The sequence below is a fragment of the Shewanella mesophila genome (assembly GCF_019457515.1).
In the GTDB taxonomy this organism is placed as follows: Bacteria; Pseudomonadota; Gammaproteobacteria; order Enterobacterales; family Shewanellaceae; genus Shewanella; species Shewanella mesophila.
In genome coordinates, this window is the sequence record NZ_CP080421.1 from 1,580,459 (window position 1) to 1,597,108 (window position 16,650).

Consider the following 16,650-nt stretch of genomic DNA (forward strand, 5'->3'; position numbering starts at 1 on the left):
GTAGGTTATTACTTATAAAGTGTCTTATTAATCTAGCGGTGGAAATGAGGACGAACTGCTTAATAAAGCATGCATTCCGTATTATCCAGGGAAAGCGTCGATCATCAATTTTGTCTTTTATTAGAAAGTTATAATGCTCCGTAATTGTTAATGTACTCAAACAAATTATACTGTGCCTAACAGAGTTCTTTGTTTCTAAAGTTGTATGTGATTTAGCTCTAGAACGGCCAATAATTGTGAGTCTAGACTATAAAATGAGCGGTAAAAGATCCTATTTGTAAAAAATATGAGTTGCTTGTTGCTTATTTGTGTCTGCTGTGGTTTATTTGTCTTCAAATGTGAGCTTTGGTGATTAATTTTTTTGTTGCCAGCTTATGTTTACATAACAAATATAAAAGAAGTCCAGGGAGATACAACATGTATAAGAACAGTTTATTAGCTAATTCGGTGCGTTTTGCGCTAATTAGCGGTGCCGCTATGACAGCCTTTACTGCACCAGCAGTATTCGCCGCCGATGAAGGTGCAGATAAAGTTGAGCGTATTGAAGTTACTGGTTCACGTATTAAACGTGCAGATATGGAAACCGCAAGTCCAGTAACAGTTATTGATGCTTCTTCTATTATTTCGTCAGGTGCTACCTCTATTGATGATGTGTTACGCAATATGACATCAGCTGGTGGTGCAATGACAAACGCTGCTGTGAACAATGGTTCTGGTGGTAACGCGCGCATCAACCTACGTGGTTTAGGTTCAAATCGTACACTGGTATTAGTCAATGGCCGTCGTATGATCGCCTCTGGTACTGGTGCTGCGTCAACAGTTGACTTGAATACCATTCCAGTTTCAATGATCCAACGTGTTGAAGTGTTGAAAGACGGCGCGTCAGCTGTATATGGTACAGATGCCATTGCCGGCGTTGTTAACGTTATTTTAAAGCGTGACTTTGAAGGTTTCGAAGTAAACGTTCAAACAGGTCTTTCTGGACAAGGCGATGCCGATGAAACCAGTATCGACTTCACTCTTGGTAACACATTTGACAAAGGTAACATAGTTATCAATGGTCAATACACCAAGCGTGGTGAAGCGAGTCAGGCAGATCGTGACTTTTCTGAATGCCCAATAGCTGAAACCTCTGACGCTTCCTCATTATATTGTGCTGGTAGTAGTTATTCACAAGGCGGACATATCTGGGGTGATAAAAACCACGGTATCGAAGGTACTGGCGAAGATGGTGCTTATGCTGTTGGCGATTCAGGATATTATGGTGAATATGTAGCCGACCCTAAAACAGGAAAGCCAAAGTGGCAAGCATTTGATGATAAATCTGTGCCAGATTTAAGTGGTTTAGGTGGACAGTATCATGACTTTACTAACGCCGATCGTTATAACTACTCTGCGACAAGTTACCTATCGACACCGATGGAACGTCTTAACTTGTCTCTATCTGGTACTTATGAGTTAACTGACTCGATTTTATTCTTCTCAGAAGCGATGTACTCAAAGCGTTGGTCAAACCAGCAAATGGCACCACAGCCTATTTGGAACAGTTCTGCATGGGCATATGATTCATCATGGATGACACAAGATCTTGTTGGCTTAGTGCAAGAAGGTGAAAAACTTGATTATGGCCGTCGTGTAGTAGAATCTGGCAATCGTTACTTCTCACAAACGGTTGATACCGTGCGTATCGTTGTAGGACTCGAAGGTGAGTTTGATAACGGTTGGGCATGGGATGTATCATACAACAAGGGTAAGAATGATTCAGTTGATACACTAGCTAATCTGCATAACCTTGGTTCAATTGATGATGCGGTAATGAACAAGGAATTTGATCCATTTGACCAAGCATCTTGGGTTGGCGAAAGTATTTCTCCTTATATCTACACCGAACTTAATAGTGGTGGTAGTGAGTTAGATATTGCATCTGCTACATTATCTGGTGAGCTTATGGAGCTACCAGCTGGTTTCTTAGGTTTTGCTGCTGGTTACGAATATCGTAAAGAGTCTGCACACTACACGCCTGATTCATTAACATCTCAAGGACTAGCAAACGATCCACGTGTAGAACCTACTGCTGGTGAGTTTGATGTAAATGAACTTTATGCTGAGTTAGCAATACCGCTATTGAACAACTTACCTTTAGCTGAACAAGTCGATCTAAGCGCTGCAATTCGTTATTTCGATTACAGCACATTTGGTGATGATACGACTTGGAAGTTAGGTCTTACATGGCGTATGACTGATGACTTAATGTTCCGTGGTGGTATGTCTACAGCATTCCGCGCTCCAACTGTAAGTGAATTATACGGCGGTAAATCACCATCGTTTGAGCAAATCAAGCACCCTGCAACACCTCAGACTCAAGCTGAAGTGACTGTTGGTGGTAACCCTCTTCTAACACCTGAAGAAGCCGATATCACTACATTAGGTTTGGTTTACTCGCCAAACTTCGTAGAAGGTCTGTCATTCACTGTTGATTATTACGACATTGAGATCACCAACACAATTACTTCTGTTGATGATAACTATGTAGCAAATCAGTGTTTGGATGCCAATGGCTCGTTAATCAATACTGGTACTGCCTTATGTCAAGCATCTAACATTGCTATTGACGGTACTGGCCGTATTTCGTTCGATAACGGCTTGCAGAATATTGGTCAAACCAACACTGCTGGTTACGATATCAACGTTGCCTATGTATTTGAAGGTTTAGGTTTAGACTGGAAAGCAGGCCTAGATACTTCAATTCTTGAAGAGTATGAAGAGTTCGACCAAGATGGTGTCGCTGTTGATTACCGTGGATTTATTACTGGTGGTGCAGGTGCGTATGCTAAGTTGAAGACTAACTTCAATCTTACTGCAACTGGTGACAGCTGGAGTGCAACATACGAAGCACGTTATATCGATGGTATGGATTCATTCGCATGTAAGGATGATCCTTCTGAATGTTATGCACCAAGTGTCGATAGTGTTATTTATCACGATATTTCTGCAACTTATGACCTGACAAGTACTGTTCGTCTGTCTGGTGGTGTGAATAACGTGTTAGATGAAGAGCCTCCATACTACTCTGGTAATAACGATTCTAATACCGATCCATATACTTATGATGTGTTAGGTCGCTACTTCTTCGTAAGAGCGAGCGTTAAGTTTTAATTGATTGGTAAAGTGGTGTCTATGATGTAGTTGTTTGACTCTCACCACTCCAATAAATTAAGCCAAGAAATAAAAATCGGGTTTCATGCAAATGAGCCCGATTTTTTTCATTCCAATACTCTGATGTACGTCTTTTAGCCTATGATTATTATTCATATAGGAAAGCGGACGAGCTTTAATACTGATCCAACTTTTGTTTTTAGGGAAGGAGAAGGACGTAAAATGAGTAGATATAAAATTCTTCGTAAATCTATCAGCGATGCCAATCTGGAATAGTTTGTATATCCTAAATATAGATATAAGGTCTCAAATCGTAGGCAGGAAATGATGTTTATTGATGAATACGATTTCATAGTCTGAGACATGAGCAATCGTAATGGCTCTGAAGATTCTGCAAAAACTCTTCCACTGTAACCCCTAGAATATATTATCGATTTCACTTTACCTAAGGCCAGTGTCGATTGCTGCACACTATTCTAATGTTAAGGCAATATAGAGGCCTCAGAAATAGCTCTATATAGGGTGTTGCTATTATGTGTCTAGATGCGAAGTGTTGTTAACGGTGTGATGCGGAAAAATTCTAACAAAGTTTCGTGCGCCATGTTGTTGCCAGTTTGTTTTAATTTTATTTGTTATTTGTTAATTCTTAAATGGTTTTTAAATCAGTTGCTTATCTTATTTTCCGTGCTTTTTAACTATTTCGCATGTAAATGTTGTAATTATCAACTTGTTTGAAAAGGCACCTCTTGTGCGATTTACACCCTGTAATCGTTTTTTCTGATAGTTTTAGCACTTTTCAAATGTTGACATAGGTCAACATTTTGTGAAATGATGCCCACGGGTCTGCACCCTCAGTGGTGTAGAAAAAGGGAAGATAATAACTAACAATCACAAGAGAAATGCACACTTATAGCACAGGCATTCTAGCAAGATAAGCAGAAACCCCATGTTGCTATTAAGTTAAACCTTTTATTTTTCACTTCAAATTGGTTGGGAACTATGTCCAAGGTAAGCAAGAGAACTAAAATCGCTACAGCGCTGATTGGCGCGCTGGCCTTAGCAGGCAGTAACTTAGTGGTTGCTGATCCACTTTCTGATGTACAGAAAGCGGATACAAAAATTCATACAGATGCAGCAGCATCTCAAAAGAAAGTTGATAAATACTACGATCAAGCGCAAGACATGGCATTTCAGTACGGCCAAGTTGCAGACACTCGTGAGTCAACTAAATCATACAATGATTACGTAGCTGGTTTGGTCGCTGACCAAGAAGCAACCATGAAGCTTATCCAAGAAGATATCAATGGTGTTGATAAGCTACGTCAAGGTGTTGTTCCTTTGATGTTTAAAATGGTTGATGCTCTGGAGCAATTTGTTGCACTAGATCTACCATTCAACAAGGAAGATCGTGAGGCTCGTATCAAACGTCTTCGTGAGACGCTGGATACTGCAAACGTCACTCTTGCGGAAAAATACCGTCTGATCCTTGACGCATACAACATTGAGCGCGAATACGGTTCTAAGTTGAATGTTGAGACGGGTAAACTGCAAATTGATGGCAAAGAGATCTTAGTTGATTTTATTAACTTCGGTCGTGTTGCATACTACGCGCAAAGCCTAGACCAAAAGTCTGCGTGGATGTTTAATCCTGAGACAAAAGCATGGGACAAGCTAGAAGATAGCTACCTACGTAACATTACTAAAGCAATTCGCCAGGCTCGTGGCCAGGGTGCTCCAGATATGTTCGCGTTACCAATCCCAGCTGCGGAGGCTGCACAATAATGAAAAAGTTCATCACTACAGCAATCGTTGCTGCAAGTTTATCATTAACGGCTGGTATGGTTAGCGCTGCAGATGCGCCGAAGAACATCGATCAGCTGTTGAAGCAAGTTCAAACTGACCGTGCTAACGCTGCTAAAGTAAACAAGAAGCGTGAAGCTGAATTCCAAGCGGAACGTGGCGACAAAGCTGCACTACTTAAGCGTGAAAAAGCTGCCCTTGCAGCAGAAGAGCAGCGTGGTAAAGACCTTTCACAAGCATTTGCCGATAACGAGCGTAAAATTGCTCAGTTAGAAGAAGACCGCAAAATTGCTCAAGGTGACTTGGGTGAAATGTTCGGTGTGGTTAAAGGTGAAGCGGGCGATTTTGCTGGTAAGCTAGTTGCGTCAAACGTAACTGCTCAGTTTCCTGGTCGTGATGCGTTTATCGCTGAACTAGGTGCTCGTAAAGAGTTACCAAAAATCGAAGAGCTAGAGAAGTTCTGGGAAGAGCAGCTATTTGAAATGGCTGAGTCTGGTAAAGTTGTTACATTCGATGGTGCGGTTACTACTATCGATGGTAGCGTTCATAATACTAAGATCACTCGTGTTGGTGCTTATAACCTATTAGCCGATGGTGAATATGTTGTTTATAACGCAGACCTAGGGCTTATTCAGCAACTATCTCAACAGCCAGGTAGCGAGCAAGTATCTAGCGTTAAAGGTTTCGAAGGTCAAACTTCTGGAGTCCATAAGCTATTTGTTGACCCTGCGCGTGGTGTACTACTAAACGTATTTACTCAGAAAGCAACTATCGAAGAGCGTATCGAAGCGGGTGGAACTATCGGTTACATCATTATCGCGCTACTTGCTCTTGGTGCGCTGATTTCTATCGAACGTTTAATCAAACTTTATGTAGTTGGTGCGCAGGTAAATGCACAGCGTAAGAACATCGAAAACCCAGGTAATAACCCACTTGGTCGTGTTCTGAAAGCTTACTATGACAATAAAGATGTTGACGTTGAAACGTTGGAGCTAAAACTTGACGAAGCAATTCTGAAAGAAACGCCAGCGCTTGAAACTCGTATCTCTATCATTAAAGTTTTAGCCGCTATCGCTCCGATGATGGGTCTACTTGGTACCGTTACAGGTATGATCGCGACTTTCCAAAGCATTCAGTTATTCGGTACCGGTGATCCAAAGCTAATGGCTGGTGGTATCTCTATGGCACTTATGACGACAGTACAAGGTCTAGTTGCAGCGCTACCACTAATGCTGATGCATGCCATCGTTATTGCTCGTAGTAAGTCAGTTGTTCAAGTACTTGAAGAGCAAAGTGCGGGTATCATCGCTGAGCATGCTGAGAAGAGGAACGCCTAATGATGCTATACCTGATGGACATCTGGGATTCCGTCAGGGGCTTCATGGCCTCCGGAGGCGACGTCCTTTGGTTGGTTGCGGCAGTGCTATTCCTTATGTGGGTGTTAATGCTTGAGCGCTTTTGGTATCTCAATTTAATTGCGCCAAAACAGCACAAGAACATTATCGCTGCATGGGATAAACGAGAGGACTCTACCTCTTGGTATGCACACCGTGTCCGTGAAGCTTGGGTATCCCAAGCGAAACAAGATATGAATGCTCGTATGCTGATTATCAAAACCTTGGTAGCCATCTGTCCGATGATAGGCCTACTAGGCACCGTAACCGGTATGATCCAGGTATTCGATGTGATGGCAGTTCATGGGACGAGTAACGCTCGTATGATGGCAGCTGGTATTTCAATGGCAACCATGCCGACAATGGCGGGAATGGTCGCAGCGTTATCGGGAGTATTCTTTAGTACTCGCCTAGACGCTAAGATGAAAATCAGTATGGAAAAGCTAAAAGATAGCCTGCCACACCACTAGAGAGAGATTGAACATGGCACGTAAAAAGCATTCAAGTATAGACGAAGAAGCACAGATCGATATGACACCGATGTTGGACATCGTGTTTATCATGCTGATCTTCTTCATTGTAACAACGTCGTTCATTAAGCCATCAGGTCTTGATTATAACAAGCCTGAAGCTTCACAAGCGACTACACAGAAGTCAGCGAACATCTTTATTGGTGTAAGCAAAACAGGCGTAATTAAGATGGAAAACCGTCAGGTTGACATCGAACGTGTAACAGCAAACGTAGAGCGTATGTTGGCTGAATCACCTGAAGCGGCTGTCTTGATTGAAGCAGATAAAGAAGCGCAACATGGCCTAGTAGTTAAGGTTATGGACAATGTGAAGAAAGCAGGTATCAGTAAGATTTCGGTATCAGCGGGGAAAGACTAATATGCTGAGAGGAATAGTATCATTATTAGTTGGTGGTGCTGTTACTTTTGCCCTGTTTGTTTTCATGGCCTTCTTGGTCAGTGGCGGCGCGAAACGCGCCGACACTGCAACTGATTCTCCTGTAATTGAGATCAGTATGGATAAACAGGATACAAAAGTGCAGGACAAGCCTAGGGTTAAACCTAAGCCACCTACACCGCCTGAGCAGCCACCTTTGCCTGATACTCCGCCACCAGATAGTTCATCAGATATCGACACGAATATGTCGTTTAATATGAGCGGTGTGGTAGCTGGTTCAGCAAATACTGGTTTTAAGCTGGGTAACATGATGACTCGCGATGGTGATGCGACGCCTATCGTTCGAATCGAGCCGCAGTATCCAATTGCTGCAGCACGTGATGGTAAAGAAGGTTGGGTACAACTGAGATTTACCATTAACGAACTAGGTGGTGTTGACGACGTTGAAGTTATTAATGCCGATCCCAAGCGCGTTTTCGATAAAGAAGCGAAGCGTGCACTTAAAAAGTGGAAGTACAAACCAAAGATTGTTGACGGTAAAGCATTGAAGCAAACGGGCATGACAGTTCAACTAGACTTTAAACTCGATGGAGGCAAATAGAGATGCAAAAAGTTAATACTCTTGCAACTGCACTTTTGTTTGCTATCGGTGGCAGTCTAGCGGTCGCTCCAGTTGTTAATGCAGCTGAAAAATGCCCGATTGAAAAGCGTCAGTCAAAAGCGGTTGGTCAAAGCTCTGCTAAGAAAGTGCAGAAGTCTTTTGAAGCTTATCAAGAAGGTAACATCGATGAAGCTATCGCTGTGCTGCTTGAGGCTGATCCTCGAGATCCTTTTGATAAAGCGTATATTGCTCGTATGTTGGGTAATTTTTACGCCGAAAAGAATCAAATGGGCACGGCGATTAAGTATCTAAAGCAAGCCGTTGACGCTGACATTCTTGGTGGTACAGACCATGGTGCAACACTGCGTCTATATGCCGATCTGCTTATTCAAGAGCGCAAGTTCAAGGAATCAATTCCCTACTACTACGAGTGGATGAAGTTTACCTGTAAAGAAGATCCACAAGTGTATCGTCGTATAGGTATCGCTCACTCTGAACTTAAAGAGTGGGATAAGGTTCTTCAAGTCGTCGATAAAGGTCTTTCTATCAGTACTAAGCCAGATAAAGGCTTATACCAGATGAAGCTTACCGCTTACTTCAATAAGAAAGATTATAAGAACGCAGTTAAAGTACTTGAAACTATGGTGCCATTGTTCCAACAAGATGGTCGCCTTTGGGTACAGTTAGCTCAGTTCTATCTGATGACTGAAAACTATGATAAATCGTTAGCAACCTATGACTTAGCTTATAAGAATGGATTTTTAGAGACTGCGGGGAATATTACTCGTCTATCTCAGCTGTTAGCACAAAATGGTTCGCCATATCGTGCAGCAAAAATCTATGAAAAGCACATGAAGAGTGGCTTAATTAAAGAAGAGGAGAAAACTCTCTCTATTCTTGCGGGCTTCTACCATAATGCTAAAGAGCTAAAGGAAGCGGGTGATTATTACGGCAAAGCGGCTGCGATCGGTAACGATGGTAAGTTGTATCTAAAGCAAGCTAGACTACTGACACTTAGAGAAAAGCATAAAGAAGCGATTCCTGTGCTTAAGCAAGCCCTTGCGGCTGGTGGTGTAAGTGAAGGAGAAGTAGAGTTTGAATTAGCACTAGCCTATCTTGGCACTAAGCAGTATAAAGCAGCATATAACGCTTGCTTGAAAGCGGCTAAAGATGACAAGACTAAGCGTACAGCAAATAGCTACTTAGCTTATATCAAGGAAAAAGCGCGTATCTATAATGTCGCACTTTGACTTTGATTGATGAAAAAGCCCCTCCGAGGGGCTTTTTTTATACCTGAAAATCATTAAGGATTAAGATTGCGGATTTCTGAATGTTTATCTTTTTGCATTTCGAGTTGAAGGGATAAACTTCTGACATCTTCGAACAGTATTTCAATGTTGAGATCTCTTTCTGGCTTACACACATAAGCAGCCAGTTCATAGTCGATTCGATTTGTATATTTTGTTTGATAATTTTCGTTAAATTCAATGATTTTTTGCTCGATACGTTCAATAACCGTTTGTGTACCTTGTTGATCTATATTAAATAGCCCCAAGGCGAAATTATCTTGATTCAGTCTCGCGACCAAATCTGTGGTACGCATAATCGCTTCTTGAACTTGTTTCATGAATAATTCGAGTAGATGAGGTTGCTTAACTGTTTCATGAATGTGTGGGCACAGATACAATAGAGCCAAGCTTTGGTTGTCTCTGATATGGCGATGCCATTCACGATTAAAAACCTCTAAGAAATAGGTTTGGTTGTAGACGCCAGTTTCGGGATCTCTGAATCCTGAATTACTAAATGAATAGATCATTGACTCACTCCGCAAGTATCTCTAATGGTAAGTATAGAAAACAACAAGCAAATGCACAGAATATGAAGGATATTAGTAAAATGAATAAAAGCGTTCTAGCGATAACCGTTGCAATGAGCTTAGCCCTAGTAGGCTGCTCTGACGCACAAAATAGTTCGATTAATACCGAGAAAGTAAAACAAACCGAGGTTGCTAATGTTCAAACGGCAGAGCAAAGCTATCTTGCGCTGGTTGACGGTTATTTTAAAGAGACACTAAAGCTAGAGCCTATTTATGCTACGTTTGTTGGTGTGAGTGACTATAACGATCAATTCGGCGGTTCGCTCACTGAAGAATATTTGAAAGCGCGTCATGATCTCAATACTCGCTATCTTAAAGGGGTGAGAGCCATCGATCGTTCGGCACTGCCAGCTTCGCTACAGCTTAGCTATGATATGTTCACCTATGATAGGAATGTCGTACTCGTTTCAGAAACATTCCCTGAACACTTTATGCCCATGAATCAATTTTACAGCACAGTTATTAGCATGGTGCAATTGGGAAGCGGTGAAAGTGCACAGCCTTTCAAAACCGTCGCTGATTACAAGAATTGGCTGTCTCGTTTAGAAGGTTTTATTCAATGGACTAAGCTTGCTCAAGTCCGAATGAATGAAGGGATTGAAAGCAAAGTGGTATTACCGAGAGTGTTGGTAGAACGCATTATTCCTCAGCTCCAAGCACAGCTTGTGACCAAAGCTGAAGATAGTCTATTTTACGCGCCAATCACTCAATTACCTGAAAGCTTTAGCGAACAAGAAAAACAGGCAATAACAGCCGATTACACCGCACTCATCAATTCTAAATTGCTACCAGCTTTGAGTGATTTAACTGCATATTTTCAAGAAATTTATCTACCCGTGGCTCGCTCGAGTGATGGTTGGTGGGGATTGCCAAATGGTAAAGTATGGTATCAACACTTAGCTAACTCTCATACCACGACCACTATGCCTGTAGATGAGATCCATCAAGTAGGCTTGGCTGAAGTTTCACGAATTTTGGCTGAGATGGACAAAGTGCGTGAGCAAGTGGGTTTTGAGGGCGATTTAAACGCATTTTTTGCATCACTCTCTTCTGAACCTCAATATTTCTTCAACGATCGTCAAGGGCTTATCGATGGCTATATGACATTAAAAGATAAAATTAATGCAGAGCTCCCTAAATACTTTAATGTTATGCCAAATGCCGATTATGTTGTTAAACCGGTAGAAAGTTTCCGCGAGCAATCTGCGGCGGGAGCGTCTTATGAAGCACCTGCAGTCGATGGTTCTCGTCCGGGGGTGTTTTATATCAACACTTATAATCTTAAGGCACAACCTAAATGGGGCATGACAACCTTGTCATTGCACGAAGCTGCGCCTGGTCATCACTTCCAAATCGCGATTAAGCAAGAGCTTACAGGCGTGCCTGAATTTCAACGTTTTGGCGGCTATACCGCTTTCGAAGAGGGTTGGGCACTATATGCTGAGTATTTAGGGATCGAAATGGGATTATTTGAAGATCCGTATCAATATTTTGGTAAACTTTCTGATGAGATGCTACGTGCAATGCGCCTCGTGGTCGATACTGGTCTTCATGCTAAAGGCTGGAGTCGTGAGCAGGCGATCCAGTATATGAAAGATAACTCACCTATGGCGGAATCTGACATCATCGCAGAAGTGGAACGCTACATGGCGATCCCTGGACAGGCCTTATCATACAAAGTTGGGCAGCTCAAAATCCTCGCACTTCGTGCTGAAGCTGAAACAGCACTTGGTGATAAGTTTGATCTTAAGGGCTTTCACGACCAAATCTTAACTTCTGGTTCGTTACCTATGGCGGTAATGGAGCAAAAAATTCATGATTGGATTGAGGCGAACAAAGCGTAAGGTATAATTAGGCAGTAAAGGCTTTTTAAACCCAGCAAATGTTTTATACTTGCTGGGTTTTTATTTTATCGATATTTGAAAATTTTCAGGAGCACAACATGGTACAAGCAACGGCACGTCACCTTTTAGTAAGCAGCGAAGAGCAATGTGAGCAACTTAAGCAGCAGATCATAGAAGGTGCGGATTTTGGTGAAGTGGCTAAAGCCCATTCATCTTGCCCATCTAGTGCACAAGGTGGTGATTTAGGTTCTTTTGGTCCAGGCATGATGGTGCGTGAGTTTGACGAAGTGGTATTTAGTGCGCCATTAAATGAAGTTCAAGGCCCTGTTAAGACTCAGTTTGGCTATCACCTACTCGAAGTTACCAGCCGCGGTTAAGGCCGAGTATCAGTATGCTTGAGCTATATACCAATAGGCTCAAAATACGATCATTGCATCGTGGGGACTGGCAAAACTTTTTGTCAGTCCATCAAGACCGAGCTCAAAATCAATATGTTAGAGTTCCTGATGGTTTAGAGGTGCTAACGAATAAGTTTGAGCAACGCCTTAGACCTTGGCGCTACGAATCTGGTGATTGGCTAACGCTAGTGATCGAAGAGATTTCAACTGGTGAGTTTATTGGTTTTACTGGCCTGTATTCGGTTGATCTGTCCCTTGGTCAGGTAGAAGTTGGCTATATGCTTGCTGCGAAGGGCCAAGGTAAAGGTTATGCAACTGAGAGTCTTCAAGGCGTTATCGACTGGGCCTGTCTTAGTTTAGAGGTGCATAAATTTATCGGACTCTGTGCTGAGCAGAACCTGGCTTCAGCAAGGGTGTTAGAGAAATGTGGTTTTATCCATGAGGGCACCTTGAGGCATAACTATCTGCTCGATGACTGCTGGATTGATGATCGTTATTACGGACTATTAGCATCTGAGAGACAGCAATAGCTCGTGGTTATGCATAAGTGCTATAATCGCGGCGATTTGTTTTTTAAAAGGTAGATACAGTGACTACAGCATCACAAACCCTAGCGTTATTGCCAGGCGAAGAGTTCATCGAGCTCTATAAAGTATTGAAAGTCCAGTCTATGACTGGTGGCGGTGGTGAGGCTAAATTCGTTATTAGCGAAGGTATGGTTACTGTCGATGGCGAAGTAGAAACTCGCAAGCGTAAAAAAGTCACAGCAGGACAAGTGGTTAGCTTTAACGGCGAAAGCGTCACCGTCGTAGCACCTGAATAGTTTTTTCTGAGTGGGGTTTATAATGCAATTTCCAGATGATGACAATGGCAAGATGCTCGCGGCGATGGCCGATGCGGGTATCGATTTAACTAAAGCGCTCGATGTTGATTTTTTTCTTGTTTTTGAAGATCAACGTGATGCTGAGTCTGCAGCGCAAGAGCTAGCTCAATCTGAACTCGAAGGTGAGATGGAGCTTCATCTCAACGATGAAGTGGGTAAGTGGGAGCTCATCGTTTGTATCAATATGGTGCCACAATACGATGCTATCGTCGAACAAGAGATGGAGCTTAACACCTTTGCTGCGGAGTTTGGTGGTGCAACAGATGGTTGGGGCGTAATGCAACATCAAGAGGGCGACGATGAGTTCGCCGATGATGACCATGAATGTAGCGATACATGCCAGCACTAATTCCAAGATAGATAATTAAGCCACTATGATTAGTGGCTTTTTTTATGGCTTGAATGCACGACTAATTGGCTCTAGTGCAAGAGTGATAGAAGTTTACCTGCTTACTTCTGCGTTGAATGACCTCGCAAGGGAGCAAGCATCCCATCATCCATTCGCCTTGAATTCGTTGCCAAAGAACATGCAGAGTAGATCACTTTCTTATACTGATTGGTCTTACACTCTTTAGGTTGCTTGGTTGCGTTACGAATGGCGATGTCATAGTGCTGCTGACTATAGTCGACTTGGAAATCACCAATAGAAAGATCGATATAAAGGGTTGGATGGCGCATTTAAAACGTCTCAAGGCGAGGAATGAGCCAATTTCTGGTTAGGCTGGGTAAGGCAATAATCGTCATGGCCTGACTTCTATATTTGGGTGAGGTTATCTCCTCTGTCGCCTAAGATATATCCTTTGGAAGGCGCTATTGATGTGTAGTAAATAGCGTTGCCCCTCTTCGGTCAGCGTTAGCTGCTTATGATGGTGATAAAACAATTCAATTTCGAGATAAGCCCCTAGATTTTTATCTGCTTACTAATCGCGCCGTGGGTGACGTAGAGTTCATTGCCTTGGTAAAGCTTAGGTCTCTTGCCGCAGATTCAAAGGCACACAGGAGATTTAAGGGGGAAGTATGTTTTTATTTCTCAGCTCCTGTGTGAGGCCGTTTCACGCTAAAGAGACAAGAACTCCTTTGCTTTGTTGGTGCAAACCACGTTTAATAGCCGCTATTCGAGTCTGCAGTGTAATTAGAAGAAGTCAAAAATGTCGTTTGAGTTAACTTATGAATTGATTGCCGTCTTATTTGCGGTTGCTATGGCCGCTGGTTTTATCGATGCGATAGCTGGGGGCGGCGGTCTGTTAACGATCCCGGCATTAATGTGGGCAGGCTTGCCACCAACAGCGGCGCTTGCCACCAACAAATTACAAGCTTGTGGTGGTAGTCTTTTTGCTAGTTTCTACTTTGTTAGGAAGGGGATGGTGAATCTTGGACAAATGAAGTTAGCCATAGCTTGTGCCTTTATCGGGGCCGCATTAGGGACAGTTAGCGTGCAACTGATAGATGCTTCAGTGCTCGAATCGGTATTGCCATTTTTAATGTTATTGATTGGTGGTTATTTTCTGTTTTCCAAAAAAATCAGTGAAGAGGATAAACATCAAGTATTTACTCCAACGATTTTTGCATTTACGGCGGCGCTTGGGGTTGGTTATTACGATGGATTTTTTGGCCCAGGAACGGGGAGCTTCTTCGCGTTAGCTTTTGTATCGCTGGCAGGGTATGGTCTCGCCAAAGCTACCGCTCATGCTAAGGTGCTGAACTTTTCAACCAACATCGCCTCGCTGATCTTCTTTGCTCTCGGCGGTAAGGTGTTTTGGTTACTTGGGGGAATTATGTTGATTGGCCAAGCTCTTGGTGCAACCCTAGGTTCGCGCATGGTGTTAACTAAAGGCAGTAAAATCATTAAGCCGTTAGTGGTTACTATGTCAATCGCCATGAGTATCAAGTTACTCTCTAATCAATATGACATAGTCTCGTGGTTTTAGTCAGTTGTTCCGATCGTATAGTTCTTTGATATGCTGACTTAAAAACACGATAATCTAGCAGGCACCGGATTTCGTCTTATTCGAGATAATCGGCGCGTCGTATAAATCCACATTGAATAGTAGGTGTAGAGTGGCATCAAAACCTAAGCCAACGACGGCTATGTTGCAACTTATCGAGCAGGTTAAGCTTGAGTTACCGTTAGATGAACCTGCTAATTTTGTCTGTGGTCCAGAGGGAAGCTGCATCGGTTGCCCTAAAAAGCTACTCGAGTTAGTTGACAGTGAATTATCTTATTGGGAAACCGCCATTGCTAATGGGGATACTCCGCTGCTGGGTGACATCTCCCGTTTAGGTAAACTCTGTAAAAACGTCAGGCGAGGGTTAAAACGAAGCGGGGTTTTATAGAGTCGCAATGGAGCCGAGTCCCTCGTCGCCATAGTGAATAGTGAAAGTGTGAATATGCCTCGGTGCCGCGTCCTTAAGATGGCCTGCCTATGGCTGGGCCACCAATACCAATACTGGTAAAAAGGGTGAGCTTAATTCGCAAAAGCTTAGCCAAGTTTCCGATTAATTAACCCGCTGCGTAGGCCTTGAGAACCTCCTCGGCGATCATGGAGATGCCAGCGCGCATCTGTGTTTCATCTTGCACATAGTTCATGCGCAAACATTGTTCTGCATGTTGCCAGGACGATTTTTGTCCAAAAAAGAAGTATTTACCAGGGACAATCAACACGCCTCGAGCCTTGAGTCTGTTATAGAGCTCCATGGTACTAATAGGCAATTGATCAAACCAAAGCCAGAGAAACATAGCGCCCTCAGGTTTATGGATTCTAAACCTTTCATCCGTTATTGATTGCTGTAATAGCGATACCGCAAATTGTGATTTTTGCTGATAAAAGGGTTTAATCACAGTTTCACTCAAGCGCAACAAATCCCCCGCTTTGATCATCTGATCGGCTATGGCGGGGCCTACACCACCAGGGGCAAGACTGACGATAGCATTCAAGTTAGCCAGTGCGGTGGTGATGGTTTCATTGGCTATGACTATGCCACAGCGCACGCCGGGTAAGCCGAGCTTTGATAAACTCATGCACAATACCGTGTTGCTGTTCCAAAACGGTGTCACCTCTTCAAAGATAATGTTGGGAAATGGTGTGCCATAGGCGTTGTCGATGATAAGCGGAATATTGTTTTCTTGGGCTAATTTGTCCAACTTAACGATTTCATCGTCGGTCAGCACGTTGCCTGTGGGGTTGGTTGGGCGCGAAACGCAGATGGCCGCTATCGACTCATCGACATTTAGCTGGTCAAAGTCAACATGGTACTTAAACATACGGTCGTCTAGCATCTCGATCTCAGGGCGATAGGAGACAAAAATATCATCATCGAGCCCTGCGTCACTGTAACCGATATACTCAGGTGTGAGGGGTAACAGAATTTTCTTAAGGCTACCGTCTGCTTGAGTGCCTGCAAACAGGTTAAAGAGGTAGAAAAATGCACTCTGGCTACCATTGGTTAGGCTAATGTTTTTCTCGGTGATCTCCCAGCCATAGGTGTCACGCAATAACTGAGCTAAGGATGTGAGAAAGCCATTTTTACCCTGTGGGCCATCATAATTGCCTACGGCGGCAACCAAGTCACCATTTTTCAACATATCGGCGCTAACTTGGTGAAAGTAATCCTGCATTGCGGGGATCACGGCGGGGTTACCTCCGCCGAGCATTATCGCTCCAGGCGTTCTCAGGCCATCATTGAGATCATCCATCAAACGAGTAATGCCAGAATAACGATTAAACTTCTTACCAAACTTTGAAAATTGCATTGCGCCGAACACCTTGAAAACGAAAATTTCCCATTATTGGC

Annotated in this window: 17 protein-coding genes; 14 read left to right on the forward strand and 3 right to left on the reverse strand. The window is 43.0% G+C overall.

Features of this window, described 5'->3' with window-relative positions:
- Nucleotides 1-417 precede the first annotated feature (417 nt).
- The 7 genes from K0I73_RS06930 to K0I73_RS06960 all read left to right on the forward strand — a co-directional run bounded on the left by K0I73_RS06930 (nt 418) and on the right by K0I73_RS06960 (nt 9,107).
- Nucleotides 418-3,156, forward strand: coding sequence for a TonB-dependent receptor (locus tag K0I73_RS06930; RefSeq protein ID WP_220063759.1), 2,739 nt, complete (start codon nt 418-420; stop codon nt 3,154-3,156).
- 999 nt (nt 3,157-4,155) lie between these two features.
- The gene (locus K0I73_RS06935) at nt 4,156-4,938 is read left to right on the forward strand and encodes a DUF3450 domain-containing protein (RefSeq protein ID WP_220063760.1); all 783 of its coding nucleotides are present in this window, start codon (nt 4,156-4,158) and stop codon (nt 4,936-4,938) included.
- Nucleotides 4,938-6,293, forward strand: coding sequence for a MotA/TolQ/ExbB proton channel family protein (locus K0I73_RS06940; RefSeq protein WP_220063761.1), 1,356 nt, complete (start codon nt 4,938-4,940; stop codon nt 6,291-6,293). The genes K0I73_RS06935 and K0I73_RS06940 overlap by 1 nt, the downstream gene beginning before the upstream one ends.
- Nucleotides 6,293-6,820, forward strand: a complete 528-nt coding sequence (locus K0I73_RS06945; RefSeq protein ID WP_220063762.1) for a MotA/TolQ/ExbB proton channel family protein — start codon at nt 6,293-6,295, stop codon at nt 6,818-6,820. The genes K0I73_RS06940 and K0I73_RS06945 overlap by 1 nt, the downstream gene beginning before the upstream one ends.
- A gap of 13 nt (nt 6,821-6,833) precedes the next feature.
- Complete coding sequence (locus tag K0I73_RS06950; RefSeq protein ID WP_220063763.1) at nt 6,834-7,238, forward strand: ExbD/TolR family protein; 405 nt, start codon at nt 6,834-6,836, stop codon at nt 7,236-7,238.
- A 1-nt stretch (nt 7,239) separates the two neighbouring features.
- Nucleotides 7,240-7,857 (forward strand): energy transducer TonB, encoded by a 618-nt coding sequence (locus tag K0I73_RS06955; protein WP_220063764.1) that lies wholly within the window; start codon nt 7,240-7,242, stop codon nt 7,855-7,857.
- Between the two features lie 2 nt (nt 7,858-7,859).
- Nucleotides 7,860-9,107: a tetratricopeptide repeat protein gene (locus K0I73_RS06960; protein WP_220063765.1), complete on the forward strand. Its 1,248-nt coding sequence runs from the start codon at nt 7,860-7,862 to the stop codon at nt 9,105-9,107.
- 53 nt (nt 9,108-9,160) lie between these two features.
- Here K0I73_RS06960 and K0I73_RS06965 read toward each other — a convergent pair whose 3' ends face one another.
- A complete protein-coding gene (locus tag K0I73_RS06965; RefSeq protein ID WP_220063766.1) occupies nt 9,161-9,673 on the reverse strand; it encodes a diguanylate cyclase domain-containing protein in 513 nt (170 codons plus the stop codon).
- 80 nt (nt 9,674-9,753) lie between these two features.
- Between K0I73_RS06965 and K0I73_RS06970 the strand changes: the two genes are divergently transcribed.
- The 5 genes from K0I73_RS06970 to K0I73_RS06990 all read left to right on the forward strand — a co-directional run bounded on the left by K0I73_RS06970 (nt 9,754) and on the right by K0I73_RS06990 (nt 13,207).
- On the forward strand, nt 9,754-11,577 hold the full coding sequence (locus K0I73_RS06970; protein WP_220063767.1) for a DUF885 domain-containing protein: 1,824 nt from the start codon (nt 9,754-9,756) through the stop codon (nt 11,575-11,577).
- A 98-nt stretch (nt 11,578-11,675) separates the two neighbouring features.
- A complete protein-coding gene (locus K0I73_RS06975) occupies nt 11,676-11,954 on the forward strand; it encodes a peptidylprolyl isomerase (RefSeq protein ID WP_220063768.1) in 279 nt (92 codons plus the stop codon).
- A 14-nt stretch (nt 11,955-11,968) separates the two neighbouring features.
- Entirely contained in the window at nt 11,969-12,505 is a 537-nt protein-coding gene (locus tag K0I73_RS06980) for a GNAT family N-acetyltransferase (RefSeq protein WP_220063769.1), read from the forward strand.
- A gap of 59 nt (nt 12,506-12,564) precedes the next feature.
- Nucleotides 12,565-12,798 (forward strand): RNA-binding S4 domain-containing protein, encoded by a 234-nt coding sequence (locus tag K0I73_RS06985; RefSeq protein ID WP_220063770.1) that lies wholly within the window; start codon nt 12,565-12,567, stop codon nt 12,796-12,798.
- 22 nt (nt 12,799-12,820) lie between these two features.
- A complete protein-coding gene (locus tag K0I73_RS06990; RefSeq protein WP_220063771.1) occupies nt 12,821-13,207 on the forward strand; it encodes a ribonuclease E inhibitor RraB in 387 nt (128 codons plus the stop codon).
- A 101-nt stretch (nt 13,208-13,308) separates the two neighbouring features.
- Here K0I73_RS06990 and K0I73_RS06995 read toward each other — a convergent pair whose 3' ends face one another.
- Nucleotides 13,309-13,536: a hypothetical protein gene (locus K0I73_RS06995; RefSeq protein ID WP_220063772.1), complete on the reverse strand. Its 228-nt coding sequence runs from the start codon at nt 13,534-13,536 to the stop codon at nt 13,309-13,311.
- Between the two features lie 470 nt (nt 13,537-14,006).
- Between K0I73_RS06995 and K0I73_RS07000 the strand changes: the two genes are divergently transcribed.
- On the forward strand, nt 14,007-14,786 hold the full coding sequence (locus K0I73_RS07000; protein WP_220063773.1) for a TSUP family transporter: 780 nt from the start codon (nt 14,007-14,009) through the stop codon (nt 14,784-14,786).
- A 130-nt stretch (nt 14,787-14,916) separates the two neighbouring features.
- A complete protein-coding gene (locus tag K0I73_RS07005) occupies nt 14,917-15,192 on the forward strand; it encodes a hypothetical protein (RefSeq protein WP_220063774.1) in 276 nt (91 codons plus the stop codon).
- A gap of 166 nt (nt 15,193-15,358) precedes the next feature.
- Here K0I73_RS07005 and K0I73_RS07010 read toward each other — a convergent pair whose 3' ends face one another.
- Nucleotides 15,359-16,609: a valine--pyruvate transaminase gene (locus tag K0I73_RS07010; RefSeq protein ID WP_220063775.1), complete on the reverse strand. Its 1,251-nt coding sequence runs from the start codon at nt 16,607-16,609 to the stop codon at nt 15,359-15,361.
- Nucleotides 16,610-16,650 lie beyond the last annotated feature (41 nt).